This is a genomic window from Nonomuraea basaltis (assembly GCF_005893125.1).
Classification (GTDB): Bacteria; Actinomycetota; Actinomycetes; order Streptosporangiales; family Streptosporangiaceae; genus Nonomuraea; species Nonomuraea basaltis.
Genome location: NZ_VCJS01000114.1, coordinates 1 through 17,265, shown reverse-complemented (window position 1 = coordinate 17,265; position 17,265 = coordinate 1). Strand labels below are relative to the sequence as shown.

The 17,265-nt window shown below is 67.0% G+C and carries 18 protein-coding genes; 11 read left to right on the top strand and 7 right to left on the bottom strand.

Translation table 11 applies throughout. The features are described 5' to 3' along the window. Positions 1-252: 252 nt before the first annotated feature. From EJK15_RS39865 to EJK15_RS39835, 6 genes are all read left to right on the top strand, one after another. Complete coding sequence (locus EJK15_RS39865) at positions 253-1,053, top strand: alpha/beta fold hydrolase (RefSeq protein WP_171074799.1); 801 nt, start codon at positions 253-255, stop codon at positions 1,051-1,053. Between the two features lie 60 nt (positions 1,054-1,113). Further along, complete coding sequence (locus tag EJK15_RS39860) at positions 1,114-1,908, top strand: enoyl-CoA hydratase/isomerase family protein (protein ID WP_138715658.1); 795 nt, start codon at positions 1,114-1,116, stop codon at positions 1,906-1,908. A gap of 7 nt (positions 1,909-1,915) precedes the next feature. Continuing rightward, positions 1,916-3,730, top strand: coding sequence for an AMP-dependent synthetase/ligase (locus EJK15_RS39855; RefSeq protein WP_138715657.1), 1,815 nt, complete (start codon positions 1,916-1,918; stop codon positions 3,728-3,730). Further along, a complete protein-coding gene (locus EJK15_RS39850) occupies positions 3,727-4,512 on the top strand; it encodes a crotonase/enoyl-CoA hydratase family protein (RefSeq protein ID WP_138715656.1) in 786 nt (261 codons plus the stop codon). Before EJK15_RS39855 ends, EJK15_RS39850 begins: the two co-directional genes overlap by 4 nt. Further along, entirely contained in the window at positions 4,509-5,330 is an 822-nt protein-coding gene (locus EJK15_RS39845; protein ID WP_138715655.1) for an acyl-CoA thioesterase, read from the top strand. Before EJK15_RS39850 ends, EJK15_RS39845 begins: the two co-directional genes overlap by 4 nt. A 642-nt stretch (positions 5,331-5,972) precedes the next feature. After that, positions 5,973-6,872: an MBL fold metallo-hydrolase gene (locus tag EJK15_RS39835; protein ID WP_138715654.1), complete on the top strand. Its 900-nt coding sequence runs from the start codon at positions 5,973-5,975 to the stop codon at positions 6,870-6,872. A gap of 363 nt (positions 6,873-7,235) precedes the next feature. On the opposite strand, the gene EJK15_RS39830 is transcribed toward EJK15_RS39835, so the two are convergent. Further along, the gene (locus EJK15_RS39830) at positions 7,236-7,451 is read right to left on the bottom strand and encodes a S26 family signal peptidase (RefSeq protein ID WP_138715653.1); all 216 of its coding nucleotides are present in this window, start codon (positions 7,449-7,451) and stop codon (positions 7,236-7,238) included. Between the two features lie 268 nt (positions 7,452-7,719). Here EJK15_RS39830 and EJK15_RS39825 point away from each other — a divergent pair, with 268 nt between their 5' ends. After that, positions 7,720-9,588: a LamG-like jellyroll fold domain-containing protein gene (locus tag EJK15_RS39825; protein WP_138715652.1), complete on the top strand. Its 1,869-nt coding sequence runs from the start codon at positions 7,720-7,722 to the stop codon at positions 9,586-9,588. Positions 9,589-9,673: 85 nt separating this feature from the next. Here the strand turns inward: EJK15_RS39825 and EJK15_RS39820 are convergent, their stop codons facing one another. Both EJK15_RS39820 and EJK15_RS75120 read right to left on the bottom strand, forming a co-directional pair. Beyond that, positions 9,674-9,883 (bottom strand): hypothetical protein, encoded by a 210-nt coding sequence (locus EJK15_RS39820; protein ID WP_138715651.1) that lies wholly within the window; start codon positions 9,881-9,883, stop codon positions 9,674-9,676. 84 nt (positions 9,884-9,967) lie between these two features. Beyond that, a complete protein-coding gene (locus EJK15_RS75120) occupies positions 9,968-10,237 on the bottom strand; it encodes a hypothetical protein (RefSeq protein ID WP_171074798.1) in 270 nt (89 codons plus the stop codon). On the opposite strand from EJK15_RS75120, the gene EJK15_RS39815 reads away from it, so the two are divergent. Further along, entirely contained in the window at positions 10,145-10,759 is a 615-nt protein-coding gene (locus EJK15_RS39815; protein ID WP_240777514.1) for a recombinase family protein, read from the top strand. The genes EJK15_RS75120 and EJK15_RS39815 overlap by 93 nt on opposite strands. A gap of 154 nt (positions 10,760-10,913) precedes the next feature. Here the strand turns inward: EJK15_RS39815 and EJK15_RS39810 are convergent, their stop codons facing one another. Further along, positions 10,914-11,327: a MarR family winged helix-turn-helix transcriptional regulator gene (locus EJK15_RS39810; protein WP_240777513.1), complete on the bottom strand. Its 414-nt coding sequence runs from the start codon at positions 11,325-11,327 to the stop codon at positions 10,914-10,916. 114 nt (positions 11,328-11,441) lie between these two features. Between EJK15_RS39810 and EJK15_RS39805 the strand changes: the two genes are divergently transcribed. Continuing rightward, a complete protein-coding gene (locus EJK15_RS39805; protein ID WP_138715650.1) occupies positions 11,442-12,371 on the top strand; it encodes an alpha/beta hydrolase in 930 nt (309 codons plus the stop codon). 187 nt (positions 12,372-12,558) lie between these two features. On the opposite strand, the gene EJK15_RS77845 is transcribed toward EJK15_RS39805, so the two are convergent. The 3 genes from EJK15_RS77845 to EJK15_RS39785 all read right to left on the bottom strand — a co-directional run bounded on the left by EJK15_RS77845 (position 12,559) and on the right by EJK15_RS39785 (position 15,102). Beyond that, positions 12,559-12,717, bottom strand: a complete 159-nt coding sequence (locus tag EJK15_RS77845; RefSeq protein WP_420847126.1) for a hypothetical protein — start codon at positions 12,715-12,717, stop codon at positions 12,559-12,561. A 443-nt stretch (positions 12,718-13,160) separates the two neighbouring features. Then, complete coding sequence (locus EJK15_RS39795; protein ID WP_138715649.1) at positions 13,161-13,343, bottom strand: hypothetical protein; 183 nt, start codon at positions 13,341-13,343, stop codon at positions 13,161-13,163. Between the two features lie 745 nt (positions 13,344-14,088). Beyond that, complete coding sequence (locus EJK15_RS39785) at positions 14,089-15,102, bottom strand: ArsR/SmtB family transcription factor (RefSeq protein WP_240777511.1); 1,014 nt, start codon at positions 15,100-15,102, stop codon at positions 14,089-14,091. Between the two features lie 58 nt (positions 15,103-15,160). Between EJK15_RS39785 and EJK15_RS39780 the strand changes: the two genes are divergently transcribed. Then, positions 15,161-16,144 (top strand): aldo/keto reductase, encoded by a 984-nt coding sequence (locus EJK15_RS39780; RefSeq protein WP_138715648.1) that lies wholly within the window; start codon positions 15,161-15,163, stop codon positions 16,142-16,144. Between the two features lie 48 nt (positions 16,145-16,192). Next, complete coding sequence (locus tag EJK15_RS39775) at positions 16,193-16,993, top strand: SDR family NAD(P)-dependent oxidoreductase (RefSeq protein WP_276615479.1); 801 nt, start codon at positions 16,193-16,195, stop codon at positions 16,991-16,993. Positions 16,994-17,265: the final 272 nt, after the last annotated feature.

Below are 17,265 nucleotides of genomic sequence, written 5' to 3'. Positions count from 1 at the left end.
TGGTCAGCGCGCGACGTCGCAGGCGCCGCTTGCGGCTCTGCTCTTGCAACCGATCGGCGACAACGTTCTTTGAACGAACCGCCACGTCGAGCCGCGCCGGAGGCACGCCCGTACCAACACCGGGCGCATCGGTCCTAGAGCAAGAGGGCCATTGGTTCCTAGCGTGGATCGAGGTCCGCGCCCGCTGGTGAGCGGAAGACTCAACTGAAAGGTGTCACTGTGTTGAGAGATCATCATGTCAAGCTCGGGCCGGTGCGCACCCGCTACTTCGAAGGGGGCAACCCGCTGGCCCCGACGGTCGTCCTGATCCATGAAGGCGGCTTCGGCGGTGATGCCCTGAACACGTACGGGCGGCTCGTCAAGCGCCTGGCAGGCGAGTACCGCCTGTTGCTTCCGGAGATGCTGGGCTTCGGCGGTACCGACAAGGCGGTCTTCTTCGGGGAGAACCCCTATGAGCCGCGGCTGCGTCATCTCGCTGCGTTCCTGGACACCCTCGACGTGGGGGACGCGCACTTCGTAGGAAACTCGTTCGGCGGCGGAATGGTTCTTCGGCTCTCGATTCGCGCAGAGACGTCATGGCGCATGAGATCCGCGACCAGCATCTCTGGAACCGGTGGTCCGTTCCGGACCCCGGAGGCGTTGCGGGAGATGGCCGAGTACCTGCCGAGTGTCGAAGATGCTCGACGGATCGACAGTTGGGTTCTTCACCCCGGCGCCCAGGACGAGGATCACGCTCAGGCGCGTCTTCAGAGCAGCCTGCGCCCCGGTCAGTGGGAGTCCATGATGGCACCCACGTTGCGCAGCCCCGTTCAGCCCGAGCAGGCGCGCTCCTGGGACTTCCCCGACGTGCTGTCGGCCAGCGCGGTCCCGACGCTTCTGGTAGCTGGGACGCTCGACCGCATGCTCGAAGAAGGCTGGGAGGACATGCTCGCAAAGCATCTCAAGGATGTCCGGGTCGAGCGCCTCGAGGCTGGCCATTCGCCGAACATCTCGCATCCGGACGACACCGCAAACCTTCTCCGCGACTTCTTCAACCACATCGACGGCCGCTGACTCGCGCTCTTGCCTGGTCGTCCCGCGCCGCGCCAACCACATGAATGGGATCTATCAACTATGTCTAGCGTCAACTATGAACTCGTCGGTGATCTGGCCGTCCTGACCCTCTCCCACGAGGGAGCGCCGGTCATCGGCAACGACCTGATGGATCAGCTGGGCACTCAAGTTCGCAGGGCACGAGCCGATGGTTCCCGGGCCCTGCTGTTGCGTGCCGACGGGCGCGTCTTCGCCGCTGGTGCTGACGTGGCCGGCTTCAAAGGCATGAGCGAAGCCGAGGCGCGGACCATGTTCACGGACTACATGAGCGTGGTGCACGAGATCGAGCGCCTGGGCGTGCCGACCGTCGCGGCCGTTCACGGGATGTGTCTCGGGGGTGGCCTCGAGCTGGCCCTGGCATGTGATCTGATCGTGGCGCAGAAGGGGACGATGTTCGGCCAGGTCGAGGCGCGGCTGGGCGGGGCCACCTTCCTCGGCGGCACCCAACGACTGGCGGAGAGGTGCGGCACGGCACGTGCCCTCGAGATCAGCTATTCGGCATCGCTGTACACCGCGGATGCCTTCGCGTCGTGGGGGATCGTCTCGAGGGTGGTCGACGAGGACAACTTCGAGGCGAAGGCGATGTCGCTGGCTGCATCGCTGGCGGGCGGGCCGACTGCGGCTCACCGGGTGACCAAGCAGGTCCTCCGCACGGCCAGGGCCGAGGGCGTACGCGATGCGGACGCGCTGGTCCTGCAGCTCGGTCCGGCACTCCTGGAGACCGCCGACATGCAGGCCGCCGTGGACACCATGATGACCATGGGGTCACGAGACTTCATGGCGGACCCCTCGCCGGTCGACTTCCGTGGCGAGTAGCAGCCCCATGGAGAACTCAGAACCGTCCCACGTCGTCCATCTGCTGGATCAACAGGCGCAGCGAACACCCGACCATCCGGTGCTGTCCTGGCTGGCAGACGACAGCCTGCACACTCTCACCTGGGCCCAGTACCGACACCAGGTCTGGGCCGTGGCATCTCGGTTCCTGGAGATGGGCGTGCAGCAGGGCGAGACCGTGGCCATCCTGGCGCCGAACATCGTCGAGCACTACGTCGCGGACCTGGCAGCCGTCCTCTGCGGAGGGGCCACGGTGAGCCTGTATCCGACCCTCGTCGACGAACAGCTCGCATATATCCTGGCGGACGCTCGCCCAGTGGTGGTGATCACCACCGACACGGCCGCCGCCGACCGCCTCCGCAGTGCCCTGCCTGAGGGCTCGGACGCTCGTCTCGTGTGTGTGCAGGCGGGTGAGGAGTCAGGCAGCTCGTACGTCTCGTGGGCCGAGGTTCTTGCGGACGGGTCGGCAAGTCTGGAAGTGAATCGCGCGGAGCTCAGCAGCCGACTCGCCAGCTCCGGTGGCCCCGGCGTGGCGACCTACGTCTACACCTCGGGTACCACCGGCATGCCGAAGGGGGTGGCGCTGACCCACGCCAACCTCCTTTTCGAGATCGACGCGTCCGACCGCATGGGATTCTTCGTAGGCGGGTATCGCGTCATCTCGTACCTTCCCTTGGCTCACATCGCCGAGCGGCTCTGGAGTCTCTACTTCCCGCTGGGGACCGGCGGCAACGTCCTGCTCTGTCCTGACCAGGGCCAGCTGGTGACCTACTTGAGGCTTCAGCGCCCCAGCTTCTTCATGGGCGTACCACGCGTCTGGGAGAAGCTGCGTGAGGCGGCACTGATGATGCTCTCGGCCGAGCCTTACGCCAGCCGCGCGGCTGAGGTTGCGGCAGACCGTGAAGTGCTCGCCCAGGCATGGTCGTTGATGCAGGACGGCACCTTCGCACCGGAGCACCGGGTCCGGGCCCTGAAGGCTCGCGAGGGTGTCCTCTGGGATCTCCGGCGTGACCTCGGTCTCGACTGGACCGTCAATCCGGCTTGCGGAGCGGCTGCGCTTCCCGAGGACCTTCGCGATTTCTGGCGCTCCCTGGGCGTCGACCTCACGCAGGCATACGGACTCTCGGAAACGACCGGAGTCGCAGTGTGGGAGCGCATCGGTGGTGGGAGCCGAGGAAGTGCCGGCTTCGCGGTGCCCGGCTGCGAGATCGCGATCGCAGACGATGGCGAGATTCTCGTCCGGAGTCCGGGTAACACGCCGGGGTACCGAAACGCGAACCGTGAGGAGTCGGGGCTCTTCGTGGAAGACTGGCTCGCCACCGGGGACATCGGCTACCTCGACGGAGGTGGACGCCTGCACGTGACCGACCGGAAGAAGGAGCTGATCGTCAACGGCTCGGGCAAGAACATCTCGCCCACAGCGATCGAGGAGAAGATCTCGGGCCACGGATTCATCAACCAGGTTGTCGCCATCGGCGACGGAAGGCCCTACATCACCGGGCTGATGACCATCAATGAGCCGGCACTCATGTCATTCGCCAGCGAGCGCGGCATCGAGGGCACGGTTTCCGAGCTGATCGGCCACCCTGCTGTCCTCGAGGAGGCGCAGCGGGTCGTGGATGGCGCCAATGCGCGGCTGTCTCGGCCGGAACAGATCAAGCGGTTCCGACTCGTCCATGACCAGTGGTCGGTCGACTCCGGAGACCTGACACCCACGCACAAGTTGCGACGACGGGCGGTCCTCGCGCGCTACTCCGCTGTGGTCGACGGACTCTACGAACAGCCGAGAAACGGAGAATCATGAGCTACGACTACGTGCAGGTGGAGCGCCGCGGGCCGGTGATGATGATCGGCATCAATCGCCCCGAGAAGGCCAACGCGTTGAACCTCCAAGCTTTCCGGGAGCTCTCCAGCGCCTACGCGGAGCTCGACGCTGACGACTCCGTTCGCGTGGGCGTGCTCCACGGCATCGGCAGGCACTTCACCGCTGGGATGGACTTGCGTGAAGTTGCTCCCGAGGTGTCGCGCGGGAACTCCTTGCTCGCGCCTGGCGGCATGCACCCGTGGCAGGTCGAGGGCCAGAGGCTCTCCAAGCCCCTGATCGCTGCCGTGCACGGAAAGTGCCTGACCCTCGGGATCGAGCTGGTGCTTGCAGCAGACATCGCGGTGTGCGCTGCCTCGTCAACGTTTGCCCAGCTCGAACCCCAAGTCGGGCTCTTCCCGTTCGGAGGAGTCACCGTTCGGCTTCCCCAGAGAGCCGGCTGGGGAAACGCCATGCGATGGCTTCTCACCTGCGAGGAGTACGACGCGCAGGAGGCCTACCGCATCGGCTTGGTCCAAGAGGTGGTGGATGACGGTGACCACCTGACGCGAGCCATGCAGCTGGCGGACAAGATCGCTCGCCAAGCGCCACTCGCAATAGAGGCCTTGCTCGAGAACAGCCGTCGCGCACTGCGAGACGGTGAGGCAGCGGCTGAGCTCGAGATGCCTCGGCTCGCTCAGCAGACCTTCGGCTCCGAAGACGGCCAGGCCGGCATCGACTCGTTCAGGGAGCCTGGCGGCGCTCCCGTATTCGTCGGTCGATGACCGCGGTGGAGGCCGGGGGGACTCAACCACCTGAGAGCCAGGACCTGGCGTCGATGCTCTTCTCCGAGCCTCCCGCCGTTCTCGACGTCCCCCCGTTCGCCTGGGGATTCGGAGGCCTCCACGGTGGTTTGGCACTGTCTCTTGTCGCGTCCGCGGTGCGGCGCTGCGTGCCCGACCACCCGCTCCGCTCGATCACCGGGCAGTTCCACCGGCCAATTCGCGAGACGTTCGCGATCGAATCGCGGGTGATTCGATCCGGGCGCAGCGTGGGAGCGGCTCAGGCGACGGGCTATGGTTCCGCCGGGATCTGTCTCACCGCCACGGCGATCTTCGGGTCGGACCAGGAGCCTGCCGCTCCTGTTTGCACTCTCGATGCGCCAGACGTCCCAGGGCCCGATTTGCTGCCGACGCTGCACGGGATGGATGACAAGGTTCCGGTGCTCAGCCAGGTCGAGGTCCGGCCCGTCGGTTCCATCGAACCGTACGCCGGTTCCGAGGATCCGATCATGACCGCTTGGATGCGTGTGAAAGATCGGGACGCGCCAGTCGACCCATGCAGCGTGATCTTCTTCCTGGACGCCCTTCCCCCCTCGTACACCGCAGTTCTGACTCAGCCACGACCCGTACCGACGCTCGAGTTCTCCGCCCACCTCACCTCGAGCGTCCCGACCTCGCCCTGGGTGCTGGTTCGGTCTCGGACAGTCCGGGCCGGCGAAGGAGGATGGGTGACCGAGTCGATCGACGCCTGGGACCCAGAAGGCGCACATCTGGGGTCTGCTCATCAGCTCCGACTCGCCGCGGCAGCCGGCTCGAGGTGACAGCGTGAGCTTTCGAGCGGCCCTCGACATCGGCAGGCGCTACCGAATTGATCGGCCCACTTTCGCGGTGATCCTGCGTGATCTCCGCGTCCCACGGCACGACCCGGGACCCAGGGATCCACGCGCCTCGCGTTGAGCCGCTGCTTCCTGGGCGGTCTCGCGTGCCGCGTTCATCAGGAGGAGGTCCGCCGCAGCCACGATCGCTGCGATGCCCACGGTGAGCGTCACTAGGATCGCGTGCTTGCGCCTCATGGTACGAACTCCATCCAGTCGACGAGCCACCGGCCACCCACCACCCGATCGTGCAGCAGTCCCTTTGAGGAAGCACGACCTTGATAGGCGTCGCCGATCGCGTTCGCAGATGTCAGGCCTGGGAGCTAATCACGACCACCGACCTGGCCGTTCTCCATGATTGGCGGCGAGACCAGGGATGCCCGAGCAGTCCAGCTCGCCTCGGACGGCACAGCGGGTGGTTCCACCTGTCGGCCTTGAAGTTGCGGCCAACAGGTTTCTCTTGGCGCATTAGTACCGAGGCCGGGCGCATTCGTCCTAGGGGTGTCCGTCACCGCGTTATTAACGTGTGATTCTCGGCGCCGACCGTTCTGTCCCGCCGGCCGACCAGACCCGCAATCGGAGGTACTCGTGGAGACCGCCCCGCTTTCATCTGCTACAACCAGCCCGCCTATCCGGGCGACCGTATTTGTAGGGCGGTGGCCCGCTATCCCGGCGGAGCCCGGCGAAGTCCCTCCGGGCACGTTCTCCCCGACCACCGCGACGATCATCAGCGGCGCGACGGAGGCGGTTCTCATCGATGCGCTCCACCTCAAGGACGAGGTCCAGGCCCTCGGGGACCTGATCGAACGCACAGGCAAGCGACTCACCACCATCTACATCACCCACGATCACGCCGATCACTACCTTGGCTTCGGCCCGCTCCTGGAGCGGTTCCCGGAGGCCAGGTGTGTAACACTGCCCAGCATTCTGAACTCCATGAAGGAGACGATGGAGTTCCAGAAGCAGCAATGGAAGATGTTCTTCGGCGACGAGTGCGTGATGCATGGACCGCTGCCGGAGCCGATGGTTGGCAACACTCTGTACGTCGATGGCTCCCCGTTGAACATCATCGAGGTGAAGCAGGCGGACATACATCCCACCAGCATCGTGCACGTTCCAGAGATTGATGTTGTCGTGGCCGGTGACGCCATCTACAACGAGATCTACCCGATGCTCGCCCTTTCGACACTCAGCGAGTGGCAGGACTGGCTCGAAACGGTGAAGGTCGTCGAGGAGCTGCGTCCCCGGATGATCGTGGCCGGACATCGCAGGCCCGATGGCGACGACTACGCGGTCGAGGCCATGATCAGCCAGACGCGCGCCTACATCCAGGACTTCGCGGCCGCATACGACATCGCGAAGGACGTCGCCGATCTGGTGACCATCATGGCGACGAAATACCCCCACCACGGCAACCTGTGGAGCCTGCAGGTCTCCGCCGCGTTTGCCCTAGAGCGTCGCTCTGCGGCTTCGGCGGCAGAGCAATAGACCAAGGCTGCGACCTGTCGGCGGCCCCGGCAGTTCTCGGCGGGCTGGTCGTCTGGATGTCGTGGTGTCGGTCGGGGCCCCGGGACCCGTTGCGCTGGGCGGTCCGCCCGACGCTGTGCTCCCACGGGCCCGCACCGATCGCCGCGGGCAACTCCGTCTCGAGGATTTCGTGCGAGGATCCCGACGTTACCGAGGAGGTCGTGCATGACCTCCTGCGGTGGGAGGGCGTGACGGTCCCCGACTCCGCGGGAGCTGACTCGACGGACCCGAGCGTATGGGTCTTCGTCGTCTACGAGCTGGTAGCCCTCGCAGGGCCGCTCGTGGCCTTCCTGTCGTTTCGTGCCACCGAAAGCCGGAAGCCGATCAGGGTTGACTCGGCGGAGGCTTGAGCACGATGACGTCGCCCCTGCTCACCTGGTCGATCCGGCGCCGCCGGACCAGGACGCGGTCACCGTCATTCAGCGTCGGGACCATGCTCGTCCCTTCGACGGTGACCACCACGTAACGCCGGCGGGCCAGGAGAACGCCCGCGACCGCCGCGAGAACGCCGACGAGCAACACACCGTTGATCAACTTCATCCCGCTCTTCCACCGCTGGCCCTGGGGAGGGATGATCCTTTTCGGGAAACGATCTCCGCTGGCCCGGGATGCTGTCAACCACTCTCACGCTGACTCACGTGAGGCTGGCAGTTGGTGTTCACTCGGGTTTCCTCCGGCGTTGCCGGGCGATCCGCCGCACGCTTCGCTTTTCCCTCAATATCGTGACGTGACGCACGATACGGGTGCGACTCACGCGATTTTTGACACCTCCGGAATGCCCCTGTGGCTACGGAGAGGGGAGTGCGGCATGCACCAGTCCAGTGAGTCGGCGAACTCCAGCCGCCGTTCCTTCCTGTTAACGACCGGGCTCGCGGGCGTCGGCACGGCGGCCATCGGCCTGGCGGGCGCCCCGGCGGCGTCCGCCGCATCGCAGGAAGAGGAGAAGCGAACGTGGCGACCTGACGCGGAGAGCCTCCGGTTCACCGTCGCCGTGATGCCGGACACCCAATACCTCTTCGACAACATGAGCATCCACCCTGAGCCGGTGGAGGCGTCGTTCCGCTACCTCCTGGACAAGGGCCGCGAGGAGAACATCGTCTTCATGGCACACCTGGGTGACCTCACCGAGAACGGCCTCAAGCACGAGTTCGAGCCCCTCGGCAAGACCTTCGAACTGCTGGACCAGCAGGGCCTGCCGTACAGCGTGCTGGCAGGGAATCACGACATCGACCCCTCCACCGACGACCAGCGCGGCAGGACCCCGTACCTGGACGTTTTCGGCCCAAACCGCTTCCGCCAGTCGCGGACCTTCAAGGGCGCCAGCGCTGACGGCTACAACACCTACCACGTGTTCCGTGCCGCAGGGCGGGAGTGGCTGCTGCTGGCCCTGGACTGGCGGCCGTCGGCGGGGGGCATCGCGTGGGCCCAGGACGTCATCAAGCGCAATCCCAAGCTGCCGGTGATCCTGACCATCCACGAGTTGATCTACGTGGACAACTACGGCGAGGAGGGCCGGTTCTCGGAGTTCGGCGCCCGGGTGTGGGACCAGCTCATCGCGGGCAACGACCAGATCTTCCTCGCCCTGAACGGGCACTTCTGGCCGCCCGCGCGTACGACCAAGCAGAACGCCACCGGCCATGACGTCCATCTGCACATCACGAACTACCAGGACCGCTATTACGGCGGCTCGGGGATGATCCGGCTCTACCGGTTCGATCTATCCAGAAACACCATCGACATCGAGACGTTCTCCCCCTGGCTGCTGGGCAAGGACGACGATCAGCTGAACCTCCTCGAACGCCAGGAGATCGAGCAGACCGGCCCGCAGGACTACTTCTCGGTGACGATCTACTTCGAGCAGAGGTTCTCGGGGTTCGCGCCGGTGGCGCCGCGGCCGCCGAGGCCCGCGACGTCGCAGGTGATTCCGGGAACGGTGGCCTACTGGCGCTTCGACGGCGGCCACGGAGACGGGACGCCCGTGGCCGACACCGAGCGGGTGATCGACCTGTCAGGTCGCGGCAACGACCTGACCAAGGTGAGCGTGACAGGCACTCCCACGAACGCACTGACCTGGTCGACGCACCACCACCCCGACCAGCCGGGGCACGGCAGCCTGTACTTCGACGGCAACAAGAACCCGCTCAGAGGCGCCTACCTGCAGACCGCCCCGTCCGCGCCGTTGAACTCCGCCACCTTCTCCTCCGGCTACACCTTCGAGGCGTTCTTCAAGCTGCCCGCCGACTGGGACCCCGGACAGAACGGCTGGGCGGGCCTGGTCAGCCGCCAAGGCAGGACCGGCGACGCCGGCAAGACCCAGGGAGACCCGGACGAACCGATCGCCACTCTCAGCCTGTCCACCGGCCCGGGTCTGCAATGGGCCATCTGCCCGCTGAATCAGAACGGTGCCGTCACGAACTGGGGCCATGACCTGACCACCGAGACATGGTGGCACGTCGCCGTGGTCAACGACGGCCACCACACCATCATGTACGTCGACGGCTGCCCCGTCGCGCGCAACCCCAGCACCGAGGCGACCGGCATCACCACGCTGGGGCTGCGCTGGCTCCTGGGAGGTTACGAGTACGGTGGCAGGCTGGACCAGATCCTGCACGGCTGGCTGGGCGACGTCCGCATCGTCGACCGCGCCCTGCCGGTGGACCAGTTCATGATCGCGTAACGCCCTCCATTCAGATGCCGGTGGCCCGTGCCCCTTGGCATGCAGCGCGGGCCATCGCCCATGAGAGCCGTTGGTGAACCCATCGTCATCCTTTCGATTGGTTGGCGGGTGAGAGAGGAAGTGCGGGCCCTGTCGCCAGTCGGATGGCGGTGGCGTCGTCCAGCCGGTTGCCGTGGCGGTAGCGGGCACGTGCGTCGTCCAGGCGGGCGAGGTCGGTGGCCAGGTCGGTGGCCAGGTGCCACAGCTGTGCCACGCGCTGGCCGGTGAGTGGGCAGAGGTGTGGGCCCGGGTGCATGAGAGGGCTTCTTGGTGAGGCGGCCTTTGGGCTGGGCATGGTGATGGCCGCCCGCGCGTGGGCGGGCGGCCCGGGGAAGTGCACTCATGCGGCAGGAGGCAGCCCGTCGGCGGCGGCCGCGTCCTCCGCTTCTTCGGGGGTGCGGCTGAAGACCAGTTGGTCCGCCTCGGCGACGGCGGCTTGGCCGTCGCCGAGGAACCACACGCGCCGGCGGCCGGTGTCGGTGACGGTGTCCAGGCGGGCCAGCACCGCCATCCAGCCCTGACCGGTCGACCGGCCGGTAGCCGCGGTGGTGGCGAGGCGGACCTGCCAGCCCGGCTGGATCGTCCGGGCTGGCCGATACTCACCGCTCATGCGGGCACCGGATGGACCTCCAAGATCCCCGCACTGGAACGGCCCGCGTTCGCCAAGGTCGCCTCCGCCGCGCACCCCGGCGACACCCTCACCGTCTCAGAGCTGTTCCGGCTCTGCCGCGACCTGATGGACATCCACGCCGTCCGGGACTGGTGCCAGGCCCGCGGCGTCGTGCTGCGAGTCCTGTCGGGGCCGCTGTCTAACTTCCAAGACCTGGCCGCCGACGACGCCACCACCACCGCCCTGATCACCAACGTGATCATCGCCGTCGGGCAGTTCCAGCGCGACCTGCAAAACGAACTGACCGCCGAAGGGATCGCCGCGGCCGAAGCCGAAGGCCGCTACCGCGGCCGGCCACCCGCACTCGCCGGAGACCAGCTTGAGGAAGTGCGGGCGGCGTTCCGTGACGAGGGCGCCTCGATCGCGGGTCTCGCGCGTGAGCACGGGGTGAGCCGAGTCGCCGTGCGCACCGCACTGGCCGACCTGCTGCCCGACCCGAGGATCCCGCCCCCTCAGTCCTGATCGAGAAATGGGCCACCCGCATCCGAACGGTGGACGGCGGTAACTCCGCCCGAACCGGGGCTCGCTATCGCCGTTGGCCGTTCGGTTGTTGGGTCAAGGGCCGCGTCATACGGTGTGGACCTTGGCCGAAGGGTCGGCGGTCCAAGGTGGCGGCTCACTGCTGATGCCGAAGAAGTTTCTCCAAGAGTCGCTGGAGCTCGTCGCGCTCTTGCGCTTCGAGTCTTGCGAGCCACTGCTCGAAGTTGTCGGACAGGGTCGCCAGTGCGCGATCGAGTGCCTTTTTGCCGTCCGGAGTCACCACGAGGCGGTGGCGGCGTAGGTCGCCCTCGTCGATCTCGCGTTGAACGAAGCCCTTGGCCACAAGGTTGCGTAGGTACACCGTCACGCTCGCCTTGGGCATCATCAGTCGGGCGGCGAGTTCGGCCGGGTAGCGACATTCGTCGACCTCGCCGAGCACGAAGAACTCCTTGGTGTCCAGGCCGAGCTCGTCGAGCTGCTCGCTGCAGCTGTTCATGACCGCGGTCAGCAGCCGGTGGTTGAGCCCCCAGATCCGCGCGGCGGTATTCACCTCGCAGGCGCTCCTTCCCCAGGATCGCACAATCCCTGATATTGTTCAGTTTCGTACAACATCGGTAACTATACTAGCACTGTTGCCGTACTAGGATACAACCGGAACGAGATCATGGCTTCCATCCAGACCGCATCCATCTCCCGCGGCAGCTTCGAGCTCGCCGGGAACCTCCATCTCCCCGAGGGCTTCGACACAGGCCGGAAGCACCCGGCCGTGATCATCGCCACGCCGGGCAGCAGCGTGAAGGAGCAGATCGGCGCCAACTACGCCCGCGCCCTGGCACAGAAAGGCTTCGTCGCTCTCGCGTTCGACCCCGCCTACCAGGGCCAGAGCGGCGGGGAGCCCCGGGACCTGGAGGATCCCGCCGAACGGGTGGCCGATCTTCGCTACGCCGTGGACTTCCTCACTGCGCTGGACCGCGTGGATGCGGAGCGCATCGGCGTCTTGGGCATCTGCGCTGGCGGCGGCTACGCCGTCAATGCCGCGATGACCGAGCACCGCATCAAGGCGGTCGGCACCGTGGTCCCGGTCAATATCGGCCGTGCCTTCCGAGCGGCCATGACAGCCTCCGGCTCTGTCGCGGGACTGCTCAAGGACGTGGCTCGGCAGGCCACCGCCGAAGCGCGCGGCGGACAGTCGGTCCGGCACCCGTGGATCCCCGACACCGTGCGGGACGCGGAATCCGCTGGCGTCACCGACATCGACATGCTGCAGGCCGTGACCTTCTATCGGACCCCGCGCGGCCGCCACGAACACTCGACCAACCGCCGCCACTACCGTAGCGACGCGCTGATCCTGGGCTTCGACGCGTTCCACCTCGCCGACGAGTTGCTGACCCAGCCCGTCCAGGTCATCGTCGCCGGCGAGGGCGGGTCAACCGGCTCTCTTGAAGACGGTCGGCAACTGACCCATCTGGCACGTGAGGCGGAGGACATCCTCGTCATCGAGGGCGCACGCCACTACGAGATGTACGACGAGCCCGAATACATCGCGCAGGCGGTCGAGTGTCTGGGCAAGTTCTTCGACAAGCATCTGGGCTGAGCCCGAAGCCGAGGGGGCGTTCTGGCTCCGTACTTCGCGGGTCGTGACGCCGCAGCTAGAAGGCATTTGACCGGACACGCGCTGGCCTGACGTGCGTGGCGCGGCCGGCCGCGCGCGGGCGGTGCGGGACGCCATGATTAAGCGGCCAGGACGACGGCGACCTGGCCGAAGAACCTGACCCTGATGGTCAGGCCGCGAGGCCCAGGTCGAGGCGGCGGCCCATGTCGATGTCGATCGTGCCGTACAGGTTGGCGTTCGACCAGAACAGCGGCGACAGGCCGCGCTTGTCGGCGTCGGTCAGGCGCTGCTGCCAGGCGGGGTCCTTGAGGACGGACTGGATGAGCAGGGTGTTGATGAATTCTCTGAACTAGTTGATGATCTTGCTCGGGTTGGCGCTGACGGTCCGACCAGCGACGTCGCGGAACGTCGGGATGCCGAGGTCCACGGTGGCGGCGCGGCGGGCGCGCTCGTCGAGTTGGGCAGCTTCTGGCGCCGGGCAGCCGGTTCGTCGGCCCGGACTTCATCAATGGTCTTCCACCAGGCGTACCGGTTGATGAGCCCGTTGCCGGCCGACGTCCTGGGGCCGTGGAAAAGGCTGTTCGACCGCCTCGTGGCCGGCAAGCCATGCCTTCCTGCTTCGCACTCACCAGGCCGACCTCATCGCTCAGCACCGTCCAGTGCTCGATGAGTTCATCCATGCCAAGCGGCGGACGTTCCACGCCCATAGATCCGCGCCGGGCCCTTCGGCATTACAGAAGGTCAGGCTAGGGATCTTCGAGGTTTGGCGGCCTATGACACGTTGGTTAACGGCTCACCCAGTTCGGACGCCGCCGCGTCCGCGGCCGCCAATCCCACCTGCGGCTCGGCGGCCAGCCGGCCGATCACCTCCGCCTGGCGTACCGCCACGTCCCACGCCTCATCCGGGGCGGTCAGCACGCCCCGCTCAATGATCTGCGCCCGCCCGCCATCCATGTCGGGACCTCACCGTCGCGCACGCGAGTAGGGGAACAACTGCACCGTAGCGCAAAGAACTACGGACAAGTCGGTGCTTCATAGTCCTCTGCACAGACGCTCGAAAGCCCAGGACAGCCGTGCACACAACTTGGGAAAGTGACAGTGTGTGTCGGTTTCCGAAGCCGTCTGCACGGATGCGCGAAGTGGTCTGCAGGCTGCGGCACACCCCTGGACGTAGGGCCCACGCAGTGCACGGGCCCTGATTCATTGCTGGGGTTTGCTTCGGTTTAGGGGGGTGGACCTGCAACGGAACCGTTTCGCACGGGAAACGCTTTCCCACAGGTCGCCATAGGTGCCGAACAGGGCTCGCGCGGGGTCGTTAGCGTACGTTCCGGTTCGCTTGCAGCTCGCAGGTGATCGTGGGTTTCGGGGCGGATCGCCTGGTGGGGTGGCGGTGCGTGATGGTGATCTTTGTGTCCGGAAGTCCTCATTACCGGACAAGATCAATAGTGGACCTTCAGCACCTGCTCGGTCTCGAAATGGCGTCCGGAACTCAGTCCGGAATCAATGTTGCGAAACTGCCATCACGCCACCGGGTTCCGGTACATGATCGGGTTCATGAGCCTGCCAGTGCACCCTCTCGCTGGCCAACGTGTCGGCTACGCCCGGATCTCCAATGCGTCGCAGAACCTGGACGGGCAGACCGACGCGCTGAACGCGGCGGGCTGCGAGAAGCAGCCTGGATTCCGGGGGATCCCTCATCTCAGGCATCCTGCGTCTGCTGACCCGCAGCGGCCAGTACGGCTTCCGCGGCAGCCGTACGTGCGTAAAGCACGCTTCGTCCCGACCGATGGGCGCTGACCAGGCCCGCGTCGCGCATGGCGGTCAGGTACCGGGAGGCCCCGGCTGCCGACAATCCGGTGCGGCGGGCCAGCTCCGTGGTCGAGGCGGGGCTCTCCAGTTCGATGAGCAATCGAGTACGTGAGCGCCCGAGAACGGCGGCCAGCGCGCCGGTTCTGGCCACGGGCCGTGGCTGCCACAGCGTGCCGACGCCGCGCGCTTGGTAGCCGAACTGCGGCGGATCCGGTGGGGTCTCCCTGGACAGCAGGCCGGCTCCGATGAACACCGACGGGATCAGCAGCAGCCCCGGTCCGGTGGACTCGCGGGCCAGCGTCCGGCGGCGGATCAGTTGCAGCGAGTTGCCGTCCCAGCTCATCGAGGCGTGGAGGTCGTTGAAGAGATGGCCGGCCCCGTGCTCGGCCACCTGGCGGGCCCGGTGGTAGACGTCGGCGTCGAGCACGGTCTGGATCCGCGCCCAGTAGGGGGCGAGCGCCAGCTCCCAGTAGGTCTCGATCTCCTCGGCGATGCGCGGCAGGCAGGATGGCGGGTCGGCGTACAGGCTGCGCAACCTGGGGCCGAGGTGCCCCTCTTTGCGCCTCAGGAGATCGAGGTCCTGGTGCACCCGGCCTGGGGATGTGGCCCGCACGGCGGCCAGCTCGTCCGCCAGATCCGGGGCGGGCCCGCCGGGCGTCGGAGTCAGAAAATCGGGACAGTACTGCCCCGGGCGGATGAGCTTGGCGAGCCAGCCTCGATCCAGCCCGGCGGCCGCCACCTGCGGGCACACCCGCTCCAGCCACCTGCGGTGCACTGGATGCGCGGAACCGGACATCACCAGCTGGTAGCTGGTGACGACCTCCCACATCGGCGAGACCGCGAAGCGCATCTGCGCCAGATCGTCCGCCGAGAACGCCAGCTCTGCCACGATGACCGCCCTCACGATTTACACATATGACAATCAATGGCGGCATAGGCTACCAGGCGTCCATGATCGGGCCATGACCTCGGAACAGATCACCGCGGCGGCGTCGGGCACCTTCAGGCTCGGCGACCTGGCGGTCAACCGCATCGGCTTCGGCGCCATGCGGCTGACCCAGTACGGCCAGGCGCTCACGCCCGACGCCGTCCCGATGGAGCGCGCCCGGGCGATCACCGTGTTGCGGCGGGCGGTCGAGCTGGGCGTGAACCACATCGACACCGCCGCGTTCTACTTCTCATCGCTGCGCTCGGCCAACGAGCTCATCAACCACGCACTCGCCCCCTACCCCGACGATCTGGTCATCGCCACCAAGGTCGGACCCGCCCGGGACCCTTCCGGCGCGTGGCTCCCGCCGGCCGTCCCCGGCCAGTTGCGCGGCCAGGTCGAGGAGAACCTGCGCCACCTCGGCCGCGACCACCTTGACGTGGTCAACCTCCGCGTGTCCGGACCCGGCCCGATCGCCGAGTACTTCGGCGCGCTGGCCGACCTGCGTCAGGCCGGGCTGATCCGCCACCTGGGCCTGTCCGGCGTCGGCCCGGATCAACTCGCCGAGGCCCAAGCCATCGCCCCGGTGGTGTGCGTGCAGAACTCCTACGGCATCGGCGTCCGGCCCGAGCAGGACGACTTCGTCCGCGCCTGCGGCGAGCAAGGGGTGGCATTCGTACCGTTCTTCGCGATCGCCGCCGCCGGCCGCGAGGCGGGCGCGAGCGGGGCCGACAGCGACGCAGTGACGGGCATCGCCCTCGAACTCGGGATCAGTGCGGCCCAGGTGCGGCTGGCCTGGACCTTGCACCGCGGGCCGCACGTGCTGGCGATTCCCGGCACCGGCAACCCCGACCATCTGGTCGCGAACGTGGCCGCCGGAGCGCTGCGACTGTCGCGGGAGCATCTGGCTGCCCTGGACGCCGTCCACGGTGCCCCCACGCCGCGTGGATCCCGGCACGTGGTCAAGCCGCCCCATCGCGAGGGCGGCCGACCGCAGGACGCGGACGCAGTCCGTTGAGGGCGGTCTCGACGATGCTGTCCGCGTATTCGGGGGTGAGCGCTCGGACTGGGCCGTGCGTCCGCCGTCGCCGCGATGGAGCGCCGCGACCGCCAGGTCGCCGCCAGCCGTACCATCACGCGACAGGACTTCGACGACCGGTACGGAGATCGGCTCCTTGCCCTTCCCCTGGACGTGACCGACCGCGACGCGGTGTTCACCGCCGTGAACACCGCCATCGAGCACTTCGGCCGGCTCGACATCGTGGTGAACAATGCCGGCGCCATGTCCTCAGGCATGGTCGAGGAGTTCACCGAGGCCGAGGCACGCGCCCAGCTGGAGGTCAATCTCTTCGGGGCGATGTGGGTCTGCCAGGCCGTCCTGCCGCACCTGCGTGACCAGGCATCCGGTCACATCGTGCAGGTCTCCAGCATCGCCGCCCTGGGCGGCTTCCCGAGCACCGGCATGTACAGCGCGAGCAAGTTCGCGCTGGAGGGCATGAGCGAGGCACTGGCCATGGAAGCCGCGCCGTTCGGCATCAAGCTCAGCATCGTCCAGCCCGGCGGCTACTGGACCGACCTGTACACCAGCATGACGACGACGTCGCCTTTGGAGGAGTATGACCCGTTGCGCGCCGAGTTGGAAAAGCAGTGGGCCGAGGGCTCGATCGACAGTGAGCCGCCTCTGGCCGCCGAGGCGCTGCTGAAGCTGGTCGACAGCGAAGACCCGCCGTTACGGCTGCTGCTCGGCAGCACGATCTACGACCTGGCCTTCGACATCTCCCGCCGGCGGATGGAGACCTGGGCTGCCTGGGAGCAGGTCAGCCGCGCCCCCGAACACGCCGTACCCGCCCCCGAAAACACCCGTTGACCGGCGGCCCGACCGTACAACACCCGCCAAATCTACCGAGATGCCGGTACGGGCGACCGGTCGCATTACGTCATGGCGAGGGCCGGGCCGCTGCGATCGAACGGAGGTGCGCCCGGCTCGCTCTCTCCAGCCCGGCGGCGGTACGGCTAGGGCACCTTTGGTGCCGTGATTCGAAGAGTTCTCCTGAGTCTTACCGTGGGTGAACGTCGGTGAAGGCGTGACCGCGTGAGCCGATGGCCACCTGGCCTTTGGTGACGGAGGGTGATGTGCTG